This is a genomic window from Pseudomonas sp. Larv2_ips, assembly GCF_963879675.1.
Classification (GTDB): domain Bacteria; phylum Pseudomonadota; class Gammaproteobacteria; order Pseudomonadales; family Pseudomonadaceae; genus Aquipseudomonas.
Genome location: NZ_CAWOAW010000031.1, coordinates 346,045 through 372,375, shown reverse-complemented (window position 1 = coordinate 372,375; position 26,331 = coordinate 346,045). Strand labels below are relative to the sequence as shown.

Genomic DNA, 26,331 nt, shown 5'->3' with positions numbered 1-26,331 from the left:
CCCAGCGAGGCTGCGAAGGCGTCGGTACAGGCAACATTTTTGTTGCCTGACACACCGCCTTCGCAGCCTCGCTGGGGCTCGACAGCTCCCACATTTAAGTTGCGATAGCTTTGAATTTTCTCGGGATAACAATAACTAGGGAAGAGAAATGCACCAGCAAGAAAAGGGTTTGAAACGCGGGCTGAACGCCCGACATATTCGCTTCATGGCACTCGGTTCCGCGATCGGCACCGGGCTGTTCTATGGCTCTGCCTCCGCCATACAGATGGCCGGCCCCGCCGTGCTGCTCGCTTACCTGATCGGCGGCGCCGCCGTATTCATGGTGATGCGCGCCCTCGGCGAGATGGCTGTGCACAATCCGGTTGCAGGCTCCTTCGGCCAGTACGCCAGCACCTACCTGGGCCCAATGGCCGGGTTTATCCTCGGCTGGACCTATGCGTTTGAAATGATCATTGTCTGCCTCGCCGACGTCACCGCGTTCGGCATCTACATGGGCTTCTGGTTTCCCGAGGTCGCGCGCTGGGTGTGGGTGCTCGGCATTGTGTTTTTGATCGGCGGCCTGAACCTGTGCAACGTCAAAGTGTTTGGCGAGATGGAGTTCTGGCTGTCGCTGCTCAAGGTCGGCGCCATTGTGGCGATGATCCTCGGTGGCTTGGGCATCATGCTGTTTGGCATTCATTCGGCCGGCGACACCCAGGCCAGCGGCATCAGCAACCTGTGGGCCCATGGCGGCTTCATGCCCAACGGCGTTGGCGGCCTGATCGCCTCGTTCGCGGTGGTGATGTTTGCGTTCGGCGGCATCGAAATCATCGGCATCACCGCCGGTGAAGCCAAGGACCCGCAACGCGTGATCCCCAAGGCGATCAACGCGGTGCCGTTGCGCATCCTGCTGTTCTACGTGCTGACGCTGTTTGTGTTGATGGCGATCTACCCGTGGCCGCAGATCGGCAGCCAGGGCAGCCCGTTCGTGCAGATCTTCAGCAACCTCGGCATCGGCTCGGCGGCGACCCTCCTTAACATCGTGGTGATCTCGGCGGCCGTCTCGGCCATCAACAGCGACATCTTTGGCGCTGGCCGCATGATGTACGGCCTGGCCCAGCAGGGGCAGGCGCCCAAGGGCTTTGCCCAGCTGTCCAAACAGGGCGTGCCGTGGATGACCGTGGTGGTGATGGGCGCGGCGTTGCTCGGCGGCGTCGTGCTCAATTACCTGATCCCGGAAAACGTGTTTCTGGTGATCGCCTCGATTGCCACCTTCGCCACGGTGTGGGTGTGGCTGATGATTCTGTTCACTCAGGTCGCGATGCGCCGCTCGATGACCAGGGAGCAGGTCGCCGAGCTGAAATTCCCGGTGCCGTTCTGGCCCTATGCGCCCGCAGCGGCCATCGTGTTCATGCTGTTCGTGTTTGGCGTGCTGGGTTACTTCCCGGACACCCAGGCCGCTTTGCTGGTCGGCGCCGTGTGGATCGTGCTGCTCGTCGTCGCTTACCTGCTGTGGGTCAAACCGGCTGCCGGGCAAGCGGCCACGGTTCATTACGACCCGGCTTTATCTCATCGTTAACTTAGGGAGGCGTTGATGAAAACGCTTTGGCAACACTGCCACGTCGCAACTATGGCAGACGGCAAGTACTCGATCATCGAGGATGCCGCCATGGTCACTGCCCATTCGCTCATCGAGTGGATCGGCCCTCGCAGCCAGGCGCCGACGGCGGATTACGCCCAGGTGCATGACCTGCAAGGCGCGTGGGTCACCCCCGGGCTGATCGACTGCCACACCCACACGGTGTTCGGCGGCAATCGCAGCGGCGAATTCGAGCAGCGCCTTCAGGGCGTGAGCTACGCCGACATCGCGGCCCAGGGCGGCGGTATTGCCAGCACGGTGCGCGCCACCCGCGCGGCCACTGAAGATGAACTGTTTGCCAGCGCGCACAAGCGCCTGCGCAGTTTGCTGCGTGACGGCGTGACCACGGTGGAGATCAAATCCGGCTACGGCCTGGACCTGGTCAACGAGCGCAAGATGTTGCGCGTGGCACGGCGCCTCGGCGAAGCACTGCCGGTCAGCGTGCGCGCCACGTGCCTGGCGGCGCATGCGTTGCCGCCGGAGTACAAGGACCGCGCCGACGATTACATCGACCACATCTGCCACGAGATGCTGCCGGCCCTGGCAGCCGAAGGGCTGGTGGACGCGGTAGACGCCTTCTGCGAATACCTGGCGTTTTCCCCGGAACAGGTCGAGCGTGTGTTCAAGGTCGCCCAGCAACTTGGCCTGCCGGTGAAGCTGCACGCCGAGCAACTCTCTTCGTTGCATGGCTCAAGCCTGGCCGCGCGTTACCACGCGCTGTCGGCGGACCATCTGGAATTCATGACCGAAGACGACGCCATCGCCATGGCCGCGTCGGGCACCGTCGCCGTGTTGCTGCCGGGCGCGTTCTACTTCCTGCGTGAAACCCAGCTGCCGCCGATGGATGCGCTGCGCAAGCACGGCGTGAAGATTGCCATCGCCAGCGACCTCAACCCAGGCACCTCGCCGGCGCTGTCGGTGCGCCTGATGCTGAACATGGCCTGCACGCTGTTCCGCATGACTCCGGAAGAAGCTTTGGCCGGCGCCACGCAACACGCGGCTACCGCGCTGGGCATGGGCGACACCCACGGTTCGCTGCAAGTGGGCAAGGTCGCCGACTTTGTCGCCTGGCAGATTGATCGCCCCGCCGACCTGGCCTACTGGCTGGGCGGCGAACTGGATAAACGCGTCGTGCGCCACGGCGTCGATGTCACTGTTTAAGGAGCACTGCTGTGGATAAGGTTCTGAACTTCAAACAAGGCCGAGTGCCACTGCTGATCAGCATGCCCCACGCGGGCCTGCGCCTGACGCCCGCGGTGGAAGCCGGATTGATCCCCGAGGCACAAAGCCTGCCGGACACCGACTGGCACATTCCCACGCTGTATGACTTTGCCGAAGACCTGGGCGCCAGCACCTTGTCGGCAGAGTACTCACGGTTTGTGATCGACCTGAACCGGCCATCGGACGACAAGCCGCTGTATGTCGGCGCCACTACGGGGCTGTACCCGGCGACACTGTTCGACGGCGTGCCGTTATTTCGCGAAGGCCTGGAGCCTTCCGCCGAGGAGCGCGCGACCTACCTGCAGAAGATTTGGGGGCCGTACCACCGCGCCCTGCAAGAGGAACTGGCGCGGCTCAAGGCCGAGTTCGGCTACGCGCTGCTGTTTGATGCGCACTCGATTCGCTCGGTGATCCCGCACCTGTTCGAAGGCAAGCTGCCGGACTTCAACCTCGGCACTTTCAACGGCGCCGCCTGTGATCCTGAGCTGGCCAGCCAGCTGGAGGCGATTTGCGCCGCGCATCCGCAGTACACCCATGTGCTCAACGGGCGCTTCAAGGGTGGGCACATCACCCGGCATTACGGCGACCCGGCGCAGGACATCCACGCGGTGCAGCTGGAGTTGTGTCAGAGCGCGTACATGGAAGAGGTCGAGCCGTTTCGGTATCGCCCTGACTTGGCTGAACCGACCCAGGTGGTGTTGAAGCAGTTGCTGGAAGGGGTGTTGGCCTGGGGACAGAAGCACTACCGTTAAACTTTTGGTACTGCTGAAATAGCTTTCGCGAGCAAGCCCGCTCCCACATTTGGCCGCGTTCCAACATGAGAATGCGGTGTAAAGGTGGGAGCTGGCTTGCCTGCGATGAGGCCTCACAGTCGCCGCAGTGCAATTGCCGGTCGCCACAGGTCGCTTTCACCAAAGTCCCGCTGGGTAATGTTGTGGATAGGGCGCGTCAGATGCCACTTCCCACAATAACGCTGCCGAGTGAGACCTCTTTTCATGAAAAGACTGTTCAACCGTTGCCTGTTGACCCTCACCGGCGCCGCACTGCTCAGTGCGCACGCCATGGCTGCGGAACCGGCCTCCTGCAAAGCCATACGCATGGGCGTGGTCAGCTGGACTGACGTGGTCGCCACCTCCGGCATGGCCGACGTGTTGCTCAATGGCCTGGGCTACGACAGCAAACAGACCAGCGCCGTGCAACAGATCATTTTTGCCGGCATCCGCGACAAGCGCCTGGATATTTTCCTCGGCTACTGGAAACCGGCGATGGACAACAATATCGCGCCATTCCTGGCCGCCAAGCAGGTCAAGGTCTTCGATACGCCCAGCTTGTCTGACGCCCAGGCCACTCTGGCGGTGCCGCAATACGTGGCCGATGCCGGGCTGAAAACCTTCGCCGACATTGCGCGTTTCAAGGACAAGCTGGGCGCCAAGATCTACGGCATCGAGCCCGGCAGCGGCGCGAATACCGATATCCAGAAAATGATCGACGCCAACCACTTCGGCCTGGGCGGCTTCAAGCTGGTAGCCTCCGGTGAAGCGGGCATGCTCGCGGCCGTGCAGCGTGCGGTAAACCGCAAAGAGTTTGTCGTGTTTGTTGGTTGGACTCCGCACCCGATGAACATCAACATGAAAATGGCTTACCTCACCGGCAGCGAGGATGTATTTGGGGCTGACGAAGGCCGGGCCACGGTGTCCACCGTGACTGCGCCGGATTTCGCCGAGCGTTGCCCGAACGCCAACCGCCTGTTGGAAAACCTGACCTTCACCGCCGCGCAGGAAAGTCAGTTGATGGTGCCGATCATGGAGCGCCAATCGCCGCAGGACGTGGCCAAGCAATGGTTGCGCGACCACCCGGAGGATTTGCAGCGCTGGCTGGCTGGGGTAGCAGCGTTTGATGGCGGCGATGGCGTCGCGGCCGTCAAGGCCAGCCTCAAACCCTAAGCCAGGCACGGTAGCTCAAACAACACAGGGCAAATGTGGGAGCGGGCTTGCCCGCGATGGCGGTGTATCAGGTCATTCACAAGTGGCTGACACACCGCTGTCGCAGGCAAGCCCGCTCCCGCACTTGATCTACAGCGATTAGGGATATTTGCGCATGTATCCGATTTCTCCGCAGCTTGCGGCCTTCGTCACTAAAACCGAATCTTTCAGCAGCGACGACTCGTCGCTCGCAGGTTTACGCCGCAACTACGACCGCATGTGCCAGGCATTCACCCCGCCGAAGCCAGAAGGGCTGCAAGTCTCTGACTTTGCCCTCGGTGCAGTCGGCGTGCGCAGCTATCTCCCTTCGGCGCCCACGCCAACCGAAGGCTGGCCATGCCTCCTTTATATGCACGGCGGCGGCTGGGTGGTCGGCGGGCTGGATTCCCATGACTTCATTTGCTTCGAACTGGCCAGCACGCTTGAAGTACTGGTGATCGCCATCGACTACCGCCTGGCGCCGGAGCACCCGTTCCCGGCGGCGTACCAGGACTGCCGCGCAGTGTGGCAGGCCATCCAGGCCGGGCAGGGGCCGCACGCGATCAACCTGCAGCGCCTGGTGGTGATGGGCGACAGCGCGGGCGGCAATCTGGCCGCGGCGTTGTGCCTGGGTTTGCGCGATGACGGCCAACCGCTGCCCCGCGCCCAAGTGCTGATTTACCCAGGTTTGGGCGGCGCGGCGGACCTGCCGTCGCGCCGCGACTGCAGGGATGCGCCCTTGCTCAGTACCGCCGACACCGACTGCTACCTGGCGCTCTACTTGCCGGGCGCAGACACGCCTTCGGCCTATGCCATGCCACTGCTGGCCAAGGACTTCAGCGGTTTACCCAAGGCGCTGATCGCCGTGGCCCAGTTCGACCCGCTGCGCGATGACGGCATGCTGTATGCCGAACGCCTGCGGGCGGCGACTGTGGAGGCTGTGTTGTACCCCGGCAAAGGCCTGGTCCACGGCTGTTTGCGCGCGCGCGGCCACGTGGCGCAGGTGGATCAGCTCTACGACTATCTGCTGGGCTACGTGCGGCGCTGTCTGGGGAGCGAAGGGCTGACACAGGTCTAAGTGCTCAAGGACATGCTCATTGCACAATTCGGGTTTATGATGCCAGACGGCAAAAATAATAGACGTCCCCTCAGGGATGAACCCGACACCCTACGGAGCGCGCAATGCAGACTTGGTACCCGCAGATCAAACCCTACGCCCGGCACGATCTGGCCGTCGATGACACCCACACGCTGTACGTCGATGAAAGTGGCTCCCCCGAAGGCTTGCCCGTCGTCTTTATCCACGGTGGCCCAGGCTCCGGCTGCGACGCCCAGAGCCGCTGCTACTTTGATCCGAACCTGTACCGCATTGTCACCTTCGACCAGCGCGGCTGCGGACGCTCCACGCCTCGCGCCAGCCTGGAAAACAACACCACCTGGGACCTGGTCGCCGACCTTGAGCGCATTCGCGAACACCTGGGCATCGAAAAGTGGGTGCTGTTTGGCGGCTCCTGGGGCTCGACCCTGTCGCTGGCTTACGCGCAAACCCATCCCGAGCGCGTGCATGGCCTGATCCTGCGCGGAATCTTCCTGGCTCGCGACCAGGACATTCACTGGTTTTACCAGGAAGGCGCGAGCCGCATGTTCCCGGATTACTGGCAGGACTACCTGGCACCGATCCCGGCGGATGAGCGTCACGACTTGGTCGCCGCGTACCACAAACGCCTGACCGGCAACGACCAGATCGCCCAGATGCACGCCGCCAAGGCGTGGTCCGGCTGGGAAGGCCGCATGCTGGGCCTGTGCCCGAGCCCGCAGCATGTCGAGCGGTTTTCCGAGCCGCAGCGCGCGCTGTCGATCGCACGTATCGAGTGCCACTACTTCACCAACAACTCCTTCCTGGAGCCCAACCAGCTGATTCGCGACATGCACAAGATCGCCCACTTGCCTGGCGTAATCATTCACGGGCGCTACGATATGATCTGCCCGCTGGACAATGCCTGGGAGCTGCATCAGGCGTGGCCCAACAGTGAGCTGCAGGTGATCCGCGAGGCCGGCCATGCCGCGTCCGAGCCCGGCATCACCGATGCGTTGGTGCGTGCAACCGGCGAAATGGCACGGCGCCTGCTTGATCTGCCGCCAGAAGAAGCATGAAGGGCCTGTTGCAACGGGTGCGTGGCGCCCGCGTCGAGGTGGCGGGCGAGGTCGTAGGCGCAATTGACCAGGGTTTGCTGGTGCTTGTCGCCGTTGAGCCTTCAGATACCCCAGAGAGCGCCGACAAACTGTTACACAAGCTGCTTAACTACCGGGTATTCAGTGATGACGAGGGCAAGATGAACCTGTCCTTGAAGGACATTGGCGGTGGTTTGCTGCTGGTGTCGCAGTTCACCCTGGCGGCGGATACCAAAAGCGGCCTGCGGCCGAGCTTCTCCACCGCGGCCCCTCCGGCGCTGGGAGCAGCGCTTTTTGATCACTTGCTGTTACAAGCGCAACAATTGCATGGCAAGGTGGCGTCAGGGCGTTTTGGGGCGGATATGCAGGTGCATTTGGTCAATGATGGCCCTGTGACCTTCCTCTTACAGACATGAATGTATTAAAAACGACGTTAATGCCTAAAAACGCAGGGTTTCGCTACAAATACTTCGTTGTCCCTGATGCGTTGTTTCGCGGGCTACTAGATAATCGCGCGCTACGGGGATCAGCGTTGTTTGGTCCATTTTTGACTTAGGTAGAGACTTGTCCGACAAACCAATGGGGAATCATTTTGACCCAAGGGAGTCGGAACAATGCTCGCCAACCTGGCATATAGATAGCTGGCCGTTGGTTTTTTGATCTGTTTTCGGCGAGGGTTGCTCGTGATTGTTAGTCCCTGTAATGCACCAAAATTGTCTGCCAAACGGTTACGAAACGCACTGGTGACGGGCTCCGCCCTGTTTTGCCTGTTCGGCGCGGGTCAACTGTGGGCATTCAGTCTGGATGATGTGTCGGCCAAGGCAAAAGAGCTGGCCGGGCAGAAATACGAAGCTCCGCGCAGCAATCTGCCGAACGAATTTCGCGAAATGAAATTCGCCGACTATCAGAAGATTCGTTTCCGTAACGAAAAAGCCGAGTGGGCCGATCAAAACACGCCGTTCAAGCTGTCCTTCTATCACCAGGGCATGCATTTCGACACGCCGGTGAAAATCAACGAAGTCACCGCCGACACCGTTCAGGAAATCAAATACGACCCGACGCGTTTCGATTTCGGCGACGTGAAATACGATCCCAAGTCCACTGAACAGCTGGGTTATGCCGGTTTCCGTGTGCTGTACCCGATCAACACGCCTGACAAGCAAGACGAAATCATGACCATGCTCGGCGCCAGCTACTTCCGCGTCGTCGGCAAAGGCCAGTCGTATGGCCTGTCGGCCCGTGGCATGGCGATCGACACTGCATTGCCGTCCGGTGAAGAGTTTCCGCGTTTCACCGAATTCTGGATCGAGCGTCCAAAACCGGGTGAAAAGCAGTTGGTGATTTTCGCCTTGCTGGACTCCCCACGCGCCACCGGCGCCTATCGCCTGACCCTGCGCCCTGGCACCGACACCGTTGTCGACGTCAAGTCCCAGATGTTCCTGCGCGACAAGGTCAGCAAACTGGGCGTTGCCCCGCTGACCAGCATGTTCCTGTTTGGTGCGAACCAGCCGTCGAAGGTGCTCAACTACCGTCGTGAACTGCACGATTCCAGCGGTCTGTCGATCCATGCCGGCAACGGTGAGTGGATCTGGCGCCCTCTGAACAACCCTAAACATCTGTCGGTCAGCAACTTCACCATCGAAAACCCGCGTGGTTTCGGCCTGCTGCAACGCGGCCGCGACTTCAGCCACTACGAAGACCTGGACGACAACTACGACAAGCGCCCAAGCGCCTGGATCGAGCCTGAGGGCGACTGGGGCAAGGGTTCCGTCGATTTGGTAGAGATTCCGACCGCCGATGAAACCAACGACAACATCGTTGCGTTCTGGAGCCCGGCCGAGCTGCCAAAAGTCGGCGAGCCGCTGGACATCAGCTACCGCTTGCACTGGACCATGGACGAGAAAGCCCTGCACCCGGCCGACAGCGCCTGGGTCAAGCAAACCTTGCGCTCCACCGGTGACGTGAAGCAGTCCAACCTGATCCGTCAGCCGGACGGCAGCGTGGCCTACCTGGTTGACTTCGAGGGCCCGTCCCTCAAAGCCCTGCCGGCAGACGCCGCGGTGCGCAGCCAGGTGAGTGTCGGCGACAACGCCGAAATCGTTGAAAACAGCGTGCGTTACAACGAACACACCAAAGGCTGGCGCTTGACCCTGCGGATGAAGATCAAGGACGCAGGCAAACCGACTGAAATGCGTGCAGCCCTGGTCCAGGACATCCCGCAGCCGGAGCCTGAGAAAGCGTCGACCCAAGTGATCAAGGCCGACAAGCTGCTGGCCAAGCAGCACGAGAAACAGGCCAAGAAAGAAGCTAAAGAAGCAAAAGAAGCAAAAGACGCGAAAGAAGCCAAAGACAAGGAAGCCAAGCAGCCAGAAGCTGCCCCGGCCACGCCACTCTCTAATCCGGAGCCGGCCAAGACAGAACACGTCCTGACCGAAACCTGGAGCTATCAGTTGCCTGCCGATGAGTAATTCTCAAGCCACGCCCGAGACTCTGTCCGAGTACCTGGCGCACCTCCCGATGACCGCCGAGCAGCGCGCCGAACTGGCGGGCTGCACGTCCTTCAGCGAGCTGCATGAGCGGCTTTCGTCTGCGACCTTCGACGCACCAGCCGACGCTGCCCAAGCGTCGGTCGGCCGTCGGCTGACCCTCAACACCGCCGAAGAGCTGCAAGACGCAGAAATGCTTGCGCTCGACGCCAGTGGCCGGGTTTGCCTGAAGGCTACGCCGCCGATTCGTCGGACCAAAGTAGTGCCTGAGCCTTGGCGCACCAACATTCTGGTGCGCGGTTGGCGCCGGATGACCGGTCGCACCAACCCGCCGAAGCCGCCCAAAGACGAGCGTGTACTGCCGGCCGCGCGCTGGCGTACCGTCGGTTCGATCCGCCGTTACATCCTGCTGATTTTGATGCTCGGTCAGACCATCGTTGCCGGCTGGTACATGAAAGGCATCATGCCGTACCAGGGCTGGTCACTGGTCGACTTCGACGAAGTGCGCAACCAGACCTTGCTGCAAACCGCGACCCAAGTCCTGCCTTACGCCCTGCAAACCAGCATCCTGATCATGTTCGGGATCTTGTTCTGCTGGGTCTCGGCCGGTTTCTGGACCGCGCTGATGGGCTTTCTGGAACTGCTGACCGGTCACGATAAATACCGGATTTCCGGTAAGAGTGCCGGTGACGAGCCGATCCCGAAGGATGCGCGTACCGCGCTGGTGATGCCCATCTGCAACGAAGACGTGCCGCGGGTGTTTGCCGGTCTGCGCGCCACCTTCGAGTCGGTGGCCGCCACAGGCGACCTGGACCGTTTCGATTTCTTCGTACTCAGCGACAGTAACGAAGCCGATATCTGCATCGCCGAACAGCAAGCCTGGCTTGACGTGTGCCGCGAAGCCGGGGGTTTCGGCAAGATCTTCTATCGCCGCCGTCGCCGTCGCGTCAAACGCAAAAGCGGCAACCTCGACGACTTCTGCCGTCGCTGGGGCGGTGACTACAAGTACATGGTGGTCCTCGACGCCGACAGCGTGATGAGCGGCGAATGCCTGACCAGCCTGGTGCGCCTGATGGAAGCCACGCCGGATGCCGGGATTATCCAGACCGCGCCGCGTGCGTCGGGCATGGACACCCTGTATGCGCGCATGCAACAGTTCGCCACCCGTGTGTACGGCCCGCTGTTTACCGCCGGCCTGCACTTCTGGCAGTTGGGTGAATCCCACTACTGGGGCCACAACGCGATCATCCGCATGAAGCCGTTTATCGAGCACTGCGCCCTGGCGCCGTTGCCGGGTAAAGGCGCGTTTGCCGGTGCGATCCTCTCTCACGACTTCGTTGAAGCAGCGCTGATGCGCCGTGCCGGCTGGGGCGTGTGGATTGCCTACGACTTGCCGGGCAGCTACGAAGAACTGCCGCCGAACCTGCTGGACGAACTCAAGCGTGACCGTCGCTGGTGCCACGGTAACCTGATGAACTTCCGCCTGTTCCTGGTAAAAGGCATGCACCCGGTGCACCGCGCGGTGTTCCTGACCGGCGTGATGTCGTACCTGTCGGCGCCGTTGTGGTTCTTCTTCCTGGTGCTGTCGACGGCGTTGCTGGCGGTGAACACCCTGATGGAGCCGCAGTACTTCATGGCACCACGCCAGTTGTACCCGCTGTGGCCGCAATGGCATCCGGACAAGGCGGTGGCGCTGTTCTCCACCACCATCGTGCTGTTGTTCCTGCCCAAACTGCTGAGCATCATCCTGATCTGGGCCAAGGGCGCGAAAGAGTTCGGCGGCAAGTTCAAGGTGACCTTGTCGATGCTGCTGGAGATGCTGTTCTCGATGCTGCTGGCGCCGGTGCGGATGATCTTCCACACCCGTTTCGTGCTCGCCGCGTTCCTCGGCTGGGCTGCGACCTGGAACTCGCCGCAGCGTGACGACGACTCCACGCCGTGGAGCGAGGCGGTCAAGCGTCACGGCCCGCAAACATTGCTCGGCTTCCTCTGGGCGTTGTTGGTGGTGTGGCTGAACCCAAGCTTCCTGTGGTGGCTGATCCCGATTGTCGGCTCGCTGATGCTGTCGATTCCGGTGTCGGTGATTTCCAGCCGCGTGAAACTGGGCCTCAAGTCCCGCGACGAGAGCCTGTTCCTGATCCCTGAGGAATACAATCCGCCGCAAGCCCTGCTGTCGACCGAGAAGTACACCCACGAAAACCGTTGGCACGCGCTGAACGACGGGTTTGTGCGTTCGGTCGTCGACCCGCAGCAGAATGCGCTGGCCTGCGCCCTGGCGACCTCGCGTCACCGTGAAGCGGAGCCGATCGAGCATCTGCGTCAGGAGCGTGTCCGCCACGCATTGAAAGTCGGCCCTGCCGGCCTCAACAACGGCGAACGCGTGGCGCTGCTCAGCGATCCTGTCGCCCTGGCTCGTCTGCACCAGCAAGTCTGGAGCGAAGGCCACGCCGAGTGGCTGGACGCCTGGCGTGCTTCGATCAAGGCGGACCCGCACGCGCCTTTGCTGCCGCTGCAACCGCTGTCGTCCCAGGCTCAACCGGCCTGATTCATACGCCCCCGAGGGCCCACCTCGGGGGCGTTTGAAGCGCTGGTCCTACAGCGTTTCGCGCTTCTTCCTCTAAGCACTAACGCCTTGTTATTTCGAAACAAAAGTCCTTTGTTCGCGACGTATTGCCGTGCCTGTGGCTGGGTTAGCATCGCCCCCTCGAATTGACGAGGTCACAGGGGGAATCATGAGCAAGAGCTATTGTTGGGCGTGGCTGGCAGGCGCTGTCGCATGGGTGTACGCGGGCCTGTTGAGTGCCGGCGCCCTGGATGACGCCGTGCGCCGTGGCGTGCTCAAAGTCGGCACCACGCCCGCCTATGTGCCCTTCGAGATGACGGACAAGCAGGGGCGCATCGTCGGCTTCGAGATCGATTTGCTCCAGGCCATGAGCCATGCCCTGGGCGTCCAACTTGAATTGGTCACGATGCCCTATGCCGACCTGGTTCCGGGGCTTATGGCGAAGAAGTTCGATCTGATCGGCAGCGGCATGACGGTCACGCAAGAGCGCAATCTGAAGCTGAATTTCAGCGACTCCTTCATCGTGGTTGGCCAAACCGCGCTGCTGCATCCGAGCCTGGCCGGCAAAATTTCCAGTATCGAAGACCTGGACGAGGCGGGTTACCGGATCGCCGCCACGGCAGGTACGACCGGAGAGGCAGCGGCGCGACGTTTGCTCGGGGCGGCCCGATTAAGCAGTTTCGCCACCGCGCAAGAGGGCGTGCGGCAGGTGGTGGAGGGTAACGCCGATGCCTTCATTCATGACGCGCCCTACAACCTGATCGCAATGGCCCGGCCGGAAAACCGCACACTGTTGGCACTTGAACAGCCGTTTACCTTTGAGCCTCTGGCGTTCGGGTTGAAAAAGGGTGATTACGACAGCCTCAATTGGATCAACCATTTCCTCAGCCAGGTGGCCCAGGACGGGACCTACGATCGCCTGCACGACAAGTGGTTCAAGGACACCGCCTGGATGGCCGAGATCGATTGATCGTCATAACCACTTATCTATCAAGACGTTGCCGCGCTCTCCCGCTGAACCTGTCTAACCCTGCGCCTCGCTGCACCGTTGTGGGGCTTTTCCGACATACGCAGGGAACATTTACCCGCGAAACCTTTGTGACGGGCAGCGAGTGGGGTAGGATCGCACCCCGAATTGGTGCAGCCCTTTTGCGCGCCGACTTTATAAGAACCGTTCAGGGGACTTGATGATGAAAAAGTATCTTTCGATGCTGATGCTCGGCGTCACCGCGCTGGTCGCGGCCACCGCGGCTCACGCTGGCGCCATCGATGATGCGGTCAAGCGCGGCACGCTGAAAGTCGGCATGGACCCGACCTACATGCCGTTCGAAATGACAGACAAGCGCGGTGAAATCATCGGCTTTGAAGTCGACATCCTCAAGGCAATGGCTAAATCGATGGGCGTCAAACTGGAGCTGGTGTCGACCGGTTACGACGGCATCATCCCGGCCTTCCTGACCGGCAAGTTCGACATGATCGGCAGCGGCATGACCCTGACTCAAGAGCGCAACCTGCGACTCAATTTCAGCGAACCTTTCATCGTGGTCGGCCAGACGCTGCTGATTCGCAAGGACCTGGAAGGCACCATCAAGACCTACAAAGACCTCAACGATGAGAAATACCGCCTGACCTCCAAGCTGGGCACCACCGGCGAGATGGTCGCCAAAAAGCTGATCTCCAAAGCCAAGTACCACGGCTACGACAACGAGCAGGAAGGCGTGCTCGACGTGGTCAACGGCAAGGCAGATGCCTTTGTGTATGACGCGCCGTACAACGTGGTTGCCGAGAAAAAGGTCGGCAACGGCAAACTGGTGTTCCTGGAAGAACCCTTCACGTTCGAGCCGTTGGCGTTTGGCCTGAAAAAAGGCGATTACGACAGCCTCAATTACATCAATAACTTCCTGCACCAGATCCGCAACGACGGCACCTACGATCGCATCCATGACAAGTGGTTCAAGAGCGCCGAGTGGCTCAAGGACATGGAATAAGGGCTGACACCCAGTCGACTTCATCGCAGGCAAGCCAGCTCCCACAGTTGAAATGCGTTCCCTTGTGGGAGCGGGCTTGCCCGCGATGACGGCATGCCAGGCGATACATCTTCGGAAAGTGAAATGAAACAGAAAAAAGCCCAATGGCCCTGGCACCTGCTGACCGTGGTCGTGCTGGTTGGCCTGGCTGGCGCGTTGTACTACGCCACTTCGCTGATGTCTTACGAGTGGCGCTGGAACCGCGTGCCGCAGTACTTCGCCTATCAGGCCGAAACGTCCCAGCGTGCCGCCGACATTTCCACCGTGGTGGAACTGGTGCACAAAGGCGACGTCGCTGAAGTGACCCTGCGCAACGACGCCGGCACCGAGCAAAAGCTCACCGTAGCCGACAACAGCCTGCAAGTGTCGCGTGGCGATGATGTCGCCGAAGGCGACGTGGTGGGCGTGAACCGGCATTGGGCGCTGGGGCCGTTGATGTGGGGCCTGTGGACCACATTGTGGCTCTCGGTGGTGTCCGGCATTCTCGGCCTGGCGATCGGCTTGGCAACCGGCCTGTGCCGTCTGTCCAATAACCCGACCTTGCGCGACCTGTCGACTATCTACGTCGAGCTGGTGCGCGGGACGCCGCTGTTGGTGCAGATATTCATTTTCTATTTCTTCATCGGCACGGTGCTCAACCTGTCGCGGGAGTTTGCCGGGATCGCGGCACTGTCGCTGTTCACTGGCGCTTATGTGGCGGAAATCGTGCGCGCCGGTGTGCAGTCGATCACCCGTGGCCAGAATGAAGCCGCGCGTTCGCTGGGCCTCAGTGCCAGCCACTCGATGCGCCATGTGGTATTGCCGCAAGCGTTCAAACGCGTGCTGCCGCCTTTGGCCGGGCAATTTATCAGCCTGGTCAAGGACACGTCGCTGGTGTCGGTAATCGCGATTACCGAGCTGCTCAAAAGTGGTCGCGAGGTGATCACCACCTCGTTCTCGCCGTTTGAAATCCTGTTCTGTGTGGCAGGCCTGTACCTGCTGATCAACCTGCCGCTGTCAAAAATGGCCAGCCGGCTTGAGCGGAGGCTCGCGCAAAGTGATTGAAGTCCGCGATCTGGTAAAAGTCTTCGACACCCGTGGTCACGTGGTGCGCGCGGTGGACCACGTCACCACTCACGTCGCCAAGGGCGAAGTGCTGGTGGTGATCGGTCCGTCGGGTTCCGGCAAATCCACCTTCCTGCGCTGCCTGAATGGTTTGGAAGCATTCGACTCGGGCTCCGTCAGCATCGACGGCTTGCAACTGGCTGACCCGAAAACCGACGTGAACGCCTACCGCCGCGAAGTTGGCATGGTGTTCCAGCATTTCAACTTGTTCCCGCACATGACCGTGCTGGAAAACCTGTGCCTGGCGCAAAAAGTCGTGCGCAAGCGCGGCAAACAGGAGCGCGAGGCCAAGGCCCTGGCGCTGCTCGAAAAGGTCGGTATTGCGCAAAAGGCCAACGAGTTTCCGTCACGTTTGTCTGGTGGACAGCAACAGCGTGTGGCCATCGCCCGCGCGTTGGCAATGGAACCCAAGGTCATGCTGTTTGACGAGCCCACTTCGGCGCTGGACCCGGAGATGGTCGGTGAAGTGCTGGACGTGATGAAGACCCTCGCCCTGGAAGGCATGACCATGGTCTGCGTCACCCACGAAATGGGTTTTGCCCGCGAAGTGGCCGACCGTGTGCTGTTTTTCGATCATGGCAAATTGCTGGAAGACGCGTCCCCTGCCGCGTTCTTTGACGCGCCGAAAGACCCGCGGGCCCAGGCCTTCCTGCGCCAGGTCCTGTAAACCTCAAGGCCGGGCCCGACGAGGTCAACTGAGCACCGGCCGCCGCAGTGCGTGGCGACACGCACCGCACCCTCATCACACTGCGATTGATTTGCTCCGGCACTGCATTGTGCGGTGCCTGCAAGCGGTTCAGCGCCAACGCGCTGAAACGCTCAAGGGATTCGGCGGCCCGGGTCGGCCGCCGTGCAAGGCGGCTCAGATGCGGAAGCGGCCAACCAGGGTTTGCAGGTAAATCCCCAGGCGCGCCAGTTCGGCACTGGAGGCGGCGGTTTCCTCACTGGCCGAAGAGGTCTGTTCAGACACATCGCGTACATTCAGCACGCTGCGGTTGATCTCTTCGGCCACGGCACTCTGCTGCTCGGCGGCGGTGGCGATCTGCGAGTTCATCGCCTGGATGGTCGAGACCGTGCGTGTGATATTGCCCAGCGCGTTGCCGGCCCGACGGGTCAGCTCGACACTGCTGTCGGTGAGGCCACGGCTGTTGTCCATGATGGTCGCCACCTGCTGGGTGCCGCTTTGCAGGCCGACGATCAGCTCTTCGATCTCTTCAGTGGACTTCTGCGTACGCTGGGCCAGGCTGCGCACCTCATCGGCGACCACGGCAAAGCCACGTCCGGCTTCACCGGCACGCGCGGCCTCGATCGCGGCGTTAAGCGCCAGCAGGTTGGTTTGCTGGGCCACCGACTTGATCACGTCGAGCACGCTGCCGATCTTGTCGCTCTCGCGCTTCAGATGGCCCATGGCTTCTGTGGAGTTGCCCACCTCAGTGGCCAGGCGCTCGATCTGGGCGATGGCCTCACCCACGACTTTGTCACCTTCGCGGGCCTGCTGGTCAGCGGCCACGGCGGCTTCAGAGGCTTCTTCGGCGTTACGCGCTACTTCCTGCACGGTGGCTGCCATCTCATTCATGGCAGTGGCCACCTGGTCGGTCTCGACCTTCTGGCTATTGACCCCCGCGCTGGTCTGCTCGGTGACGGCCGACAGTTGCTCGGCAGCGCTGGCGATCTGAGTGACGCCATCGCTGATGCCGCCGATCAACTCGCGCAGGCCGACGGTCATGCTTTGCATGGCGCGTTGCAGCTGCCCCAACTCATCCTGGCGCGCAGAGTTGAGGTTGTGGCTCAGGTCGCCAGAGGCGACTTGCTCTGCGACGTTGAGGGTCTGGTTCAGCGGAATGACGATTTGGCGCGTGATGGCCCAGGCGGCGACCATGCCGAAGATCAGCGCCAGTACGGTGGCCAGCAGCAACAGCTGTTTGGCTTGCGCCGCGTCGGCATCGCGTACTGCGGTTTGCGAGAGGGTGAGTTTTTCGCTGTGGCCCAGCAGGATATCGCCTTGCTCGGTCATGATTTTCAGGGCCGCAGCGCTGGCGACCTGGGAATCGCGGTACTGGCTGACGGCGGCGCGATAGGCTTGCAGCGACACGCCGGCTTCTTGCAGGTTGGCCTGATACTGGGCAGGCAATTGGCCTTGCAGGTCGGTGATTTTCTTGAGGGCGTTGTCGATGGCATCCAGGGCCGGCTGCTCGGCTTCCGCCTTGGCGCTGTAGGTGTAGCCGCGCACCTGGAAGCGTGATTGCTGAATCAGCTTGCTCAAGTCGACCACGTTGTTGAACTGGGTGACGCTGTCACCTTGCAGCAGTGCCTTCTCGACCTCATTGGTCTTGGCCACGGCGTTGTCGGCGGTGTCGCCGAGCTTGCTGCGCGCGCCTTCGCGCTTTAGACCGGCCTGGACCATGGTGGCGAAGGCTTTTTTGTATTGGTTCAAGGCCTCCTGTTGTTGCTCCACCAGGGCCTTGTCGTCGGGTTGCTCTATCAGGGTTTGTGCAGTTTTAAGGCCGTTGTCCAGCTGGGTGAGCAGGCTGTTGACCGCATCCGTGCCTTGTTCGCCGCGACGCATTTCGAAGTCCAGGCGCGCCAGACGCAGGTCTTTGGTCAGGCCGTTGAGGCTGGAGATAAAGCCCAGTTTGTCACCGCGACTGATCACATCGCCCAGGCCGGTCCAGCCGGTGAAGGTGGTCAACAACGTCAGGACTAACACCAAGCCAAAGCCAATGCTCAGCTTGCGGTTGACGCTCACATTCCCCAGTTTTTCGGCTAACCAACGATACATGCTGCGAACTCCCTTTGAACAAGGCTTGGACTTATTCAGAGGCTATCGGCTGGGCAGGATTATTCTGTAGGCGCGATGGATCATGTGGCGCGTCTTGAGGCGGGCAGGCTTGGTGTGCTGGGCGGGCAGGCCGTGGCCCGCGGGCTTGTTGTGGCGAGCTGGTTTGTTGTGGCGAGCGGGCTTGCCCCGCGTTGGGCTGCGCAGCAGCCCCAGTCAGAGCAACGCCGCGTCTGTCAGGCATAACGAGCTGACCGTTTTGGGATCGCTTCGCGCCCCAACGCGGGGCAAGCCCGCTCGCCACAACAGGCGCGCTGCTACCGATGGCAGTGTTGTTGGCGGGCGGTGAGGTTTAGAACAGGCGGGCGAGCAGGGCGGTGACGGCGGTTTCTACGCGCAGGATTCGCGCACCAAGCTGCACGGGTTGCAGTCCGGCTTTGGTCAGCAGGTCCACTTCGTAGGGTATCCAGCCACCTTCCGGGCCGATGGCCAGCGTTACCGGCTCATCCAGCGCCCGCGGGCAGGCCGGGTAGTCGCCGGGGTGGCCGATCAGGCCGAGGGTGCCTGCGGTCATGGCCGGCAGGCGATCTTCGACGAACGGCTTGAAGCGCTTTTCGATAACGATCTCGGGCAGCACCGTATCGCGCGCCTGCTCCAGACCCAGAACCAGCTGCTCGCGAATCGCCTCGGGCTCAAGGAACGGGGTTTGCCAGAAGCTCTTCTCCACGCGGTAGCTGTTGAGCAGCACCACTTTGGGCACGCCCATGGCTGCAACGGTTTGCAACACCCGGCGCAGCATCTTCGGGCGCGGCAGGGCCAGCAGCAGGGTCAACGGCAGTTTGGCCGGCGGCTGCAGGTCGAAGCTGACTTGCAGCTCGGCTTCGCCGGGTTCCAGGCGCAGCAGTTGGGCATTGCCCATCAGCCCGCCAATGCGCCCCACACGCAGGTTGTCGCCCACCGCAGCGCGGTGGACGTCCTGCATATGCACCAGGCGGCGATCACGCAGGATCACCCGGTCGGCCGCGATAAAGTCGGCCTCCTCAAGCAGCAGCAGGTTCACGGCTGGGTCGCTGGCGGCTGATCGTCGTCGGCGGGTTGGTCATCCGGGTGCTCGCCGCGCTTGCTGATCAAACTGCCAAACAGGATGCCGATCTCGAACAGCATCCACATCGGCACAGCCAACAGGGTCTGCGAGAAGATGTCCGGTGGCGTCAGGATCATGCCCACCACAAAGCAACCGATGATCACGTACGGGCGCACTTTCTTCAGGTACTTGACGTCAACCACGCCGATCCATACCAGCAGCACCACGGCGACCGGGATTTCGAAGGCGACGCCAAAGGCGAAAAACAGCGTCATTACGAAGTCGAGGTAACTGGTGATGTCGGTCATCATCTCCACGCCGGCCGGGGTGGCGGCGGCGAAGAACTTGAAGATCAGCGGGAACACCAGGAAATAGGCGAAGGCCATGCCGGTGTAGAACAACAGGATGCTCGACACCAGCAATGGCACTGCGATGCGCTTCTCGTGCTTGTACAGGCCCGGCGCGATAAAGCCCCAGATCTGATGCAGGATCACCGGGATCGCCAGGAACAGCGAAACCATCATGGTCAGCTTCAACGGCGTCAGGAACGGTGACGACACGTCGGTGGCGATCATCGTCGCGCCGGCCGGCAGGTACTGGCGCAGCGGTGTCGAAACGAAGGTGTAGATCTGCTGGGTGAAGGCGAACAGCCCGGCAAAGATGATGAAGATGGCCGCTACGCAACGCAGCAGGCGGGTACGCAGCTCGGTGAGGTGCGAGACCAGTGGCATGTGCTGGTCGTTTTCCGGTTTATCAGCGCTCATGGGGCTCGCGGCGGCAATGTAGGGTCATGGGGAGCGGGCGACGCAACGGGCGTCGGCGCTGGCGCTGTCGGGGCAGGTGCGGTGGGTGCCGGGGTGTGTTCCAACACCAGTGCAGCTTCGGCCACAGGCGGCGCGATGCTGTGCTCGGCCACGGGCTCTGTCGGTTTGCTCGGCTCATTGACCGGCGACAGAATCTTGCGCGCTTCCTGCTCCAGCGAAAGGATATGTTCGTTGTGCAGTTGGCGGCGAATCTCGTCGGCGCCGATTTCCCGTTCAACTTCCTGTTTGATGGCGTTGAAACTGCGTTTCAGGCGCCCGATCCATAGGCCGGCCGTGCGCGCGGCGCCGGGCAGGCGTTCCGGCCCCAATACCAGCAGGGCGACGAGGCCGACGAGGAGCAGTTCAGAGAAGCTGATACCAAACATTAGTCAGTGCTCACGAGTCTTTGCGGGTCGGCTCTTGGACTTTTTCAGCCTGCACGTCGAAGGTACGACGCTCGGTGATGGGCTGGGTGGCCTGCGGGTGCACAGGCTGGACCGGCGGCGCTGGGTTAACGACAGGGTTGACCACGGGGTCGGCTGGCTTTTCGTCATCGTTCATGGCTTTGCGAAAGCCCTTGATCGACTCGCCCACGTCGGTGCCCAGGTTTTTGAGTTTCTTGGTGCCGAACACCAGTACCACCACCACCAGAATGACGATCCAGTGTTTCCAGTCAAAAATGCCCATGCTGCAATTCCTCTGTAAAAGTTATTCAGGCGGACGGGCGCGAGGCCTTTTCGGCGTGCCCGGACAAGCCGAAGCGACGGTCCAGTTCGTCCAGCACGGCCTGTGGATGCTGCCCCAGTTGGGCGAGCATGACCAGGCTGTGGAACCATAGGTCAGCGGTTTCGTAGATGACATCGCTGCAGTCGCCGCTGATCTGTGCGTCTTTGGCAGCAATGATGGTTTCGACGGATTCCTCGCCGAGTTTTTCCAGAATCTTGTTCAAACCCTTGTGGTACAGGCTGGCGACATAGGAGCTGTCGGCGTCCGCGCCTTTGCGGTCTTCCAGCACCTGGGCCACGCGGTTGAGGGTATCGCTCATGTCTAGTGTCCTGCCGAGTAAATGGCGTGCGGGTCTTTGAGCACCGGTTCGACCACCTTCCATTCGCCATTCTCGAACACGCGATAGAAGCAGCTGTGACGGCCGGTGTGGCAGGCGATGTCGCCGATCTGCTCGACTTTGAGGATCACCACGTCGGCGTCGCAGTCGATGCGCATCTCGTGCAGGGTTTGCACGTGCCCGGACTCTTCGCCCTTGCGCCACAGTTTGCCACGCGAACGTGACCAGTAAATGGCGCGCTGCTCAGTGGCAGTCAGGCTCAGGGCCTCACGGTTCATCCAGGCCATCATCAGCACGCGCCCGGTCTTGTAGTCCTGGGCAATGGCCGGCACCAGGCCGTCACTGTCCCATTTGATCTCGTCCAGCCAGTCTTTCATGTTCCGCTCCGGCAATTTGCGACAGTGTATAACCGGATCGGCTATCGGCGCACGATCAGATAAACACCCACGGCGACCATGATGCCGGCCGGCCAGTGGCCCAGTTGGTTCAACGGCCCACCGATGGCCAGCATCACGCCGCCCACCAGGTGCGCGGCGCCCAGCAGGCGCAGGAACCAATCGTCCTTGCGCTTCTGCCAGGGCGGCGCGGGGTCTTTGGCATGGGGCTGGGACATGCGCTCCAGCAGGTCGCGCGTCATGTTGGCCAGGTGCGGCAGCTGCTCGACCTGGCTTTGCAGGTTGCCCAGCAAGGTTTTTGGGCTGACCCGCTCACGCATCCAGCGCTCCAGGAACGGCTGCGCGGTGTTCCACAGGTCGAGGTCCGGGTACAGCTGACGGCCCAGGCCTTCGATGTTGAGCAGGGTTTTCTGCAAAAGAACAAGCTGCGGCTGCACTTCCATATTGAAGCGCCGCGCGGTCTGGAACAGGCGCATCAGTACCTGGCCGAATGAAATATCTTTTAACGGTTTTTCGAAGATCGGTTCGCACACGGTGCGGATGGCCGCTTCGAATTCGTTGAGCTTGGTTTCTGCCGGCACCCAGCCCGAATCGATGTGCAGTTGCGCCACGCGGCGGTAGTCACGCTTGAAGAAGGCGAACAGGTTGCGCGCCAGGTAGTCCTGGTCTTCCGGGGTCAGGCTGCCGACGATGCCGCAGTCGATCGCAATGTACTGCGGGCTCCACGGGTTGACGGTGCTGACGAAGATGTTGCCCGGGTGCATGTCGGCGTGGAAGAAACTGTCGCGGAATACCTGGGTGAAGAAGATCTCCACGCCGCGCTCGGCGAGCATTTTCATGTCGGTGCGCTGGTCGGCCAGGGTGGCGAGGTCGGTGACCTGCACGCCGTAGATGCGCTCCATCACCAGCACTTTGGGGCGGCACCAGTCCCAATACACTTGCGGCACGTACAGCAGCTGCGAGCCTTCGAAGTTGCGCTTGAGCTGGCTGGCGTTGGCGGCCTCGCGCAGCAGGTCGAGTTCGTCGTAGATAGTTTTTTCGTAATCGGCGACCACGTCCACCGGGTGCAGCAGGCGCGCGTCGGCGGAGAAGCGCTCAGCGGCGCGCGCAAGAATGAACAGCCACGCCAGGTCCTGGCCGATGATCGGCTTGAGGCCGGGGCGAATCACCTTCACCACCACTTCTTCGCCAGTCTTGAGCTGCGCGGCGTGCACTTGTGCGACCGAGGCCGAGGCCAGCGGGTCGACGTCGAAACGGCTGAATACGTCGCTGATCTTCTTGCCCAACTGCTCTTCGATCAGCTTCATCGACTGTTGGGAATCAAACGGCGGCACGCGGTCCTGCAGCAGCATCAACTCATCGGCGATGTCTTCGGGCAGCAGGTCGCGGCGGGTGGAGAGGATCTGCCCGAACTTGATAAAAATCGGCCCCAAATCCTGCAACGCCAGGCGCAGGCGCGCGCCGCGGCTCAGCTCCAGCGGTTTGCGCGGGAACCAGCGCCACGGCAGTACATAGCGCACCGCCAGCAGAAACCACGGCAAGGGCAGGGCGAACAGCAGGTCATCGAGGCGGTAGCGGATTACGACGCGCTGGATACGAAACAGACGGCGGACGGCGAGCAGCTTCATGCGTTATCGCTTGGATCAAGGGAACGGCTCAGGCGCTCAACGCGCGCCTCGAGGCGTTCCAGGTCGATTTTGGCCTTGTCGAGTTCGCGAAAGCGCGCTTGCGCTTCCCGTTCCCCGACCAGGGTGCGCGATTCTTCGCTCAGGTATTCGGCAAGGTTCTGGTTGAGGGCGGCGAACCCTTGCTGGTACCAGCGCGAGCGGCTGCGCAGGTGCCCGCTGATCAACTGGGTGGCGACGGGGCCGATCCAGCGTGACAGCTCGTATTCCCAGTCCAGTTCCAGGTCTTGCAGCACGGCGGCCAGGTCCATCAGCACCGCGCTGTCGCCCTCCAGTTCCACGTCGGGGCCGTGGAGGATGGCGGTCTTGTTGCGGCTCAGTGCCAGGTGCAAGAGGCTCGACGCCGGTGCGCGCAGGGTGCAGTCGGCTTCGGCGGCCCATTGGCTTGCGAGCAGCACGCCTTCATCGCTGGGCAGGATAAACAGCTGCAAGGCGGGGCTCGTGCAGTCGACGGCAATGACTTTGCCGTTCAAGTGCGCGAGCCGCGCCAGAGCGGTGCTGTCCAGGCGCAGAACACGATTGAGGCCGTGTTCAACGCTGGCGAGAAGGCCTGCGAACAGCATCAGGGTTTGATGCCGCGGTGCAGGGCGACGATGCCCGAGGTCATGTTGTGGTAGGTCACGCGGTCGAAGCCGGCGTCTACCATCATCGACTTCAGGGTCTCCTGGTCGGGGTGCATGCGGATCGATTCGGCCAGGTAGCGGTAGCTCTCGGCGTCATTGGTGATCAGCTTGCCCATCAACGGCATGAAGGCGAACGAGTAGGTGTCGTAGACCTTGGACATCAGCGCGTTGGTCGGCTTGGAGAACTCCAGCACCAGCAGGCGGCCACCCGGCTTGAGCACACGCAGCATCGAGCGGATAGCGTCTTCTTTGTGCGTTACGTTGCGCAGGCCGAAGGCGATGGTCACGCAGTCGAAATGGTTATCCGGGAACGGCAGCTTTTCAGCGTCGGCCTGGACGAATTCGATGTTGCCGGCCACGCCTTTATCCAGCAGGCGATCACGGCCAACCTTGAGCATCGAGCCGTTGATATCCGCCAGCACTACTTGGCCGGTAGGGCCAACCAGCTTGGAGAACTTGGCCGCCAGGTCGCCCGTACCGCCGGCGATGTCCAGCACGCGGTTGCCGGTGCGTACACCCGACAACTCGATAGTGAAGCGCTTCCACAGGCGGTGCATGCCGCCCGACAGCACGTCGTTCATCAGGTCGTACTTGGCGGCTACGGAGTGGAACACCTCAGCGACTTTTTCCGCTTTCTGGCTTTCCGGAACGTTCTTGAAGCCGAAGTGAGTGGTGGGTTCGGCATCGCTGCCTTTGCGCTGATCAGTCATATCGCTGTCACCAAAAGAGAATGCGGGACATGATAATCCCCAAGGCTTGCTTTGTCTTGGCAAGGCTGAAGGTAAGATAGACGGTTACCGAGACCTTTTGCCGCATGGCAGGTGTTCTGAGTCGTTATAAAGAGGAGTCATTGCAATGGCCCGTATTACCGTAGAGCGTGCACATTCCCTGGGTAAAGAAGGCGCGCGGGCGAAGGCCGAGAAGTTGGCGCACAAACTCAAAGAGCAATATGGCCTTGAGCCCACGTGGTCCGGCGACACCCTGATGCTCAAACGGTCCGGGGTTAAAGGCACGGTACTTGTGGCGGATGATTCGCTGCGCATTGATGTGGAACTGGGCCTGTTGATGTCGGCCATGAGTGGCACTATCAAATCCGAAATCGAGAAAGCCGTGGATAAGGCGTTGGCCTGATTCGAGTGCGCTTAGGGTGCCGATTCTAATTTTTCACCCTACTTTGTGCCCAAGCCCTCAACTCCTGTGGGCCGTTCCTCGACCCTAATTTGCGTGAGGTGCACCATGGCCAAAGTTATTTTGAAGAAAAAAATCGACATTCAGACCACCGCCCTGAGTGACGTTAAAAGCTACGCCCGCAAGATCTGGCTGGCAGGTCTTGGTGCCTACGCCAAGGTCGGCAGTGAAGGCAGCGAGTACTTCAAAGAGCTGGTTAAGACTGGTCAACATGTTGAAAGTAAAGGTAAAAAAGTTGTCGTTGAACAACTTGATGCTGCCAACAGTCAGATTGATCAAGTCAAGAGTAATGTCTCAAGCGTCAAAGGTGTGGTTGAAGTTCAACTGGATAAAGTTGAAAAAGCTTTTGACACGCGTGTTGCCAGTGCCTTGAATCGGATCGGCATTGCGTCTAAACATGACGTTGAGACACTCTCTGCTAAGCTCGAAGAGCTGACGGCATTGCTAGAACGTGTCGCGCGTAAACACTAAGGAGACATCGGGATGGCTGTTAAAAAGACTACTCAGAAAGAAGGCAGCTCGTGGATCGGGGAAGTTGAAAAATATTCCCGTAAGATCTGGCTTGCTGGTTTAGGCGTGTACTCGAAGGTTAGCAGTGACGGCGGTAAGTACTTCGAGACTTTGGTCAAGGACGGCGAAAAGGCCGAGAAGTTGACCAAGACTACAGTCGGTAAGAAAGTAGAAGCGGCAAAGGCGAGTGCGGGTTCTGCCAAGTCGAGCATTTCTGACACGTGGGGCAAGTTGGAAGAAACTTTCGACAAGCGCCTTAACAGTGCCATTTCGCGACTGGGCGTGCCGAGCAAGGCTGAGCTGAAGACGCTGCACGGCAAGGTCGATACGCTGACCCGTCAAATCGAAAAACTCACGGGTGCAAAAGTGGCTCCGGCTAAAACCGCAGCGGCCAAACCAGCTGCTAAGCCTGCCGCTAAAACGGCTGCGGCAAAACCTGCTGCGAAAACTGCAGCCAAGCCTCTGGTTAAAGCGGCGGCAAAAACCGCTACCAAACCTGCGGCGAAGGCTCCGGCCAAATCGCCGGCTAAACCGGCTGCCAAGCTCGCCGCTAAAACAGCCGCTGCCAAACCTGCCGCCAAGTCTGCTGCTAAACCCGTGGCCGCTAAAGCAGCTGCCAAGCCAGCGGCTAAACCTGCTGCCAAGGCGGCCGCGAAACCTGCGGCTAAAACGGCTGCTGCAAAACCGGCTGCCAAGCCTGCGGCGAAATCTGCGGCCAAGCCAGCCGCGGCAAAACCGGCTCCCAAAGCTGTGGCTGCCAAGCCAGCGGCAAAACCAGCCGCCGCCAAGAAGCCTGCTGCAGCGAAAAAACCCGCAGCGGCAAAACCAGCGGTTGCGGCCAAGCCTGCAACGCCGGCGCCTACCGCTTCGACAGCCAACTCGGTGTCCGCACCGACGCACGCTGCTACTGCCCCGACTGCATCGCCGGCAACCCCGACGCCATCCAGTCAGTCCTGATTTTTTCAGGGCACAAAAAACGCCCGGCCTGTGAAGGTCGGGCGTTTTTTATTGGCGATTTTATGACCCCCCTCATGTCCACTGTGGGAGCAGGC

25 protein-coding genes and 2 pseudogenes are annotated in these 26,331 nt (G+C 61.1%); 16 read left to right on the top strand and 11 right to left on the bottom strand.

All coding sequences use genetic code 11. The features are described from left to right. Nucleotides 1-148: 148 nt before the first annotated feature. From AACV02_RS27255 to AACV02_RS27195, 13 genes and pseudogenes are all read left to right on the top strand, one after another. A complete protein-coding gene (locus AACV02_RS27255; RefSeq protein ID WP_119738095.1) occupies nt 149-1,558 on the top strand; it encodes an amino acid permease in 1,410 nt (469 codons plus the stop codon). Nucleotides 1,559-1,573: 15 nt separating this feature from the next. Next, complete coding sequence (hutI, locus tag AACV02_RS27250; RefSeq protein WP_119738093.1) at nt 1,574-2,779, top strand: imidazolonepropionase; 1,206 nt, start codon at nt 1,574-1,576, stop codon at nt 2,777-2,779. An 11-nt stretch (nt 2,780-2,790) separates the two neighbouring features. Beyond that, on the top strand, nt 2,791-3,591 hold the full coding sequence (gene hutG, locus AACV02_RS27245) for an N-formylglutamate deformylase (protein ID WP_119738091.1): 801 nt from the start codon (nt 2,791-2,793) through the stop codon (nt 3,589-3,591). Between the two features lie 243 nt (nt 3,592-3,834). Continuing rightward, nucleotides 3,835-4,782: a choline ABC transporter substrate-binding protein gene (gene choX, locus AACV02_RS27240; protein WP_119738088.1), complete on the top strand. Its 948-nt coding sequence runs from the start codon at nt 3,835-3,837 to the stop codon at nt 4,780-4,782. 154 nt (nt 4,783-4,936) lie between these two features. Next, the gene (locus tag AACV02_RS27235) at nt 4,937-5,878 is read left to right on the top strand and encodes an alpha/beta hydrolase (protein WP_119738086.1); all 942 of its coding nucleotides are present in this window, start codon (nt 4,937-4,939) and stop codon (nt 5,876-5,878) included. A 104-nt stretch (nt 5,879-5,982) separates the two neighbouring features. Then, complete coding sequence (gene pip / locus AACV02_RS27230) at nt 5,983-6,954, top strand: prolyl aminopeptidase (RefSeq protein WP_119738084.1); 972 nt, start codon at nt 5,983-5,985, stop codon at nt 6,952-6,954. Continuing rightward, complete coding sequence (gene dtd / locus AACV02_RS27225; protein WP_078740275.1) at nt 6,951-7,388, top strand: D-aminoacyl-tRNA deacylase; 438 nt, start codon at nt 6,951-6,953, stop codon at nt 7,386-7,388. Before pip ends, dtd begins: the two co-directional genes overlap by 4 nt. A 267-nt stretch (nt 7,389-7,655) precedes the next feature. After that, nucleotides 7,656-9,440 carry a glucan biosynthesis protein G gene (locus AACV02_RS27220; protein ID WP_106577762.1) on the top strand — a complete coding sequence of 595 codons (1,785 nt, stop codon included), beginning with the start codon at nt 7,656-7,658 and terminating at the stop codon, nt 9,438-9,440. Continuing rightward, nucleotides 9,433-12,041: pseudogene (mdoH, locus tag AACV02_RS27215) on the top strand (glucans biosynthesis glucosyltransferase MdoH). The gene AACV02_RS27220 and the pseudogene mdoH overlap by 8 nt, the downstream one beginning before the upstream one ends. A gap of 149 nt (nt 12,042-12,190) precedes the next feature. Beyond that, complete coding sequence (locus AACV02_RS27210) at nt 12,191-12,991, top strand: transporter substrate-binding domain-containing protein (protein ID WP_119738082.1); 801 nt, start codon at nt 12,191-12,193, stop codon at nt 12,989-12,991. Between the two features lie 220 nt (nt 12,992-13,211). Continuing rightward, a complete protein-coding gene (locus AACV02_RS27205; RefSeq protein WP_106577502.1) occupies nt 13,212-14,009 on the top strand; it encodes a transporter substrate-binding domain-containing protein in 798 nt (265 codons plus the stop codon). A 123-nt stretch (nt 14,010-14,132) separates the two neighbouring features. Further along, nucleotides 14,133-15,092, top strand: a complete 960-nt coding sequence (locus tag AACV02_RS27200) for an amino acid ABC transporter permease (RefSeq protein WP_119738080.1) — start codon at nt 14,133-14,135, stop codon at nt 15,090-15,092. Continuing rightward, nucleotides 15,085-15,819 carry an amino acid ABC transporter ATP-binding protein gene (locus AACV02_RS27195; RefSeq protein ID WP_106577504.1) on the top strand — a complete coding sequence of 245 codons (735 nt, stop codon included), beginning with the start codon at nt 15,085-15,087 and terminating at the stop codon, nt 15,817-15,819. The genes AACV02_RS27200 and AACV02_RS27195 overlap by 8 nt, the downstream gene beginning before the upstream one ends. A 195-nt stretch (nt 15,820-16,014) precedes the next feature. On the opposite strand, the gene AACV02_RS31035 is transcribed toward AACV02_RS27195, so the two are convergent. From AACV02_RS31035 to ubiE, 11 genes and pseudogenes are all read right to left on the bottom strand, one after another. Then, nucleotides 16,015-16,728, bottom strand: coding sequence for a methyl-accepting chemotaxis protein (locus AACV02_RS31035; protein ID WP_372239724.1), 714 nt, complete (start codon nt 16,726-16,728; stop codon nt 16,015-16,017). 144 nt (nt 16,729-16,872) lie between these two features. Beyond that, nucleotides 16,873-17,931: pseudogene (locus AACV02_RS31030) on the bottom strand (methyl-accepting chemotaxis protein); the annotation flags it as partial. 349 nt (nt 17,932-18,280) lie between these two features. After that, nucleotides 18,281-18,988, bottom strand: coding sequence for a 16S rRNA (uracil(1498)-N(3))-methyltransferase (locus AACV02_RS27185; protein ID WP_119738074.1), 708 nt, complete (start codon nt 18,986-18,988; stop codon nt 18,281-18,283). Next, nucleotides 18,985-19,776: a twin-arginine translocase subunit TatC gene (gene tatC, locus AACV02_RS27180; RefSeq protein WP_106577507.1), complete on the bottom strand. Its 792-nt coding sequence runs from the start codon at nt 19,774-19,776 to the stop codon at nt 18,985-18,987. Before tatC ends, AACV02_RS27185 begins: the two co-directional genes overlap by 4 nt. Continuing rightward, nucleotides 19,773-20,201: a Sec-independent protein translocase protein TatB gene (gene tatB / locus AACV02_RS27175; protein WP_119738072.1), complete on the bottom strand. Its 429-nt coding sequence runs from the start codon at nt 20,199-20,201 to the stop codon at nt 19,773-19,775. The genes tatC and tatB overlap by 4 nt, the downstream gene beginning before the upstream one ends. Before the next feature lie 10 nt (nt 20,202-20,211). Then, nucleotides 20,212-20,502 carry a twin-arginine translocase TatA/TatE family subunit gene (locus AACV02_RS27170; protein WP_106577509.1) on the bottom strand — a complete coding sequence of 97 codons (291 nt, stop codon included), beginning with the start codon at nt 20,500-20,502 and terminating at the stop codon, nt 20,212-20,214. A gap of 25 nt (nt 20,503-20,527) precedes the next feature. Continuing rightward, nucleotides 20,528-20,860 (bottom strand): phosphoribosyl-ATP diphosphatase, encoded by a 333-nt coding sequence (locus AACV02_RS27165; RefSeq protein WP_003209299.1) that lies wholly within the window; start codon nt 20,858-20,860, stop codon nt 20,528-20,530. Nucleotides 20,861-20,862: 2 nt separating this feature from the next. Beyond that, entirely contained in the window at nt 20,863-21,255 is a 393-nt protein-coding gene (hisI, locus tag AACV02_RS27160; protein WP_012721796.1) for a phosphoribosyl-AMP cyclohydrolase, read from the bottom strand. A 41-nt stretch (nt 21,256-21,296) separates the two neighbouring features. Then, nucleotides 21,297-22,901: a ubiquinone biosynthesis regulatory protein kinase UbiB gene (ubiB, locus tag AACV02_RS27155; RefSeq protein ID WP_106577511.1), complete on the bottom strand. Its 1,605-nt coding sequence runs from the start codon at nt 22,899-22,901 to the stop codon at nt 21,297-21,299. Next, a complete protein-coding gene (locus tag AACV02_RS27150) occupies nt 22,898-23,521 on the bottom strand; it encodes a ubiquinone biosynthesis accessory factor UbiJ (RefSeq protein ID WP_106577512.1) in 624 nt (207 codons plus the stop codon). The genes ubiB and AACV02_RS27150 overlap by 4 nt, the downstream gene beginning before the upstream one ends. After that, nucleotides 23,521-24,291 (bottom strand): bifunctional demethylmenaquinone methyltransferase/2-methoxy-6-polyprenyl-1,4-benzoquinol methylase UbiE, encoded by a 771-nt coding sequence (gene ubiE / locus AACV02_RS27145; protein WP_106577513.1) that lies wholly within the window; start codon nt 24,289-24,291, stop codon nt 23,521-23,523. Before ubiE ends, AACV02_RS27150 begins: the two co-directional genes overlap by 1 nt. 145 nt (nt 24,292-24,436) lie before the next feature. Between ubiE and AACV02_RS27140 the strand changes: the two genes are divergently transcribed. The 3 genes from AACV02_RS27140 to AACV02_RS27130 all read left to right on the top strand — a co-directional run bounded on the left by AACV02_RS27140 (nt 24,437) and on the right by AACV02_RS27130 (nt 26,236). Beyond that, the gene (locus tag AACV02_RS27140) at nt 24,437-24,712 is read left to right on the top strand and encodes a polyhydroxyalkanoic acid system family protein (protein ID WP_106577514.1); all 276 of its coding nucleotides are present in this window, start codon (nt 24,437-24,439) and stop codon (nt 24,710-24,712) included. A 105-nt stretch (nt 24,713-24,817) separates the two neighbouring features. Continuing rightward, a complete protein-coding gene (locus tag AACV02_RS27135) occupies nt 24,818-25,240 on the top strand; it encodes a phasin family protein (RefSeq protein ID WP_106577515.1) in 423 nt (140 codons plus the stop codon). 12 nt (nt 25,241-25,252) lie between these two features. Beyond that, nucleotides 25,253-26,236, top strand: coding sequence for a phasin family protein (locus AACV02_RS27130; protein WP_119738069.1), 984 nt, complete (start codon nt 25,253-25,255; stop codon nt 26,234-26,236). Nucleotides 26,237-26,331: the final 95 nt, after the last annotated feature.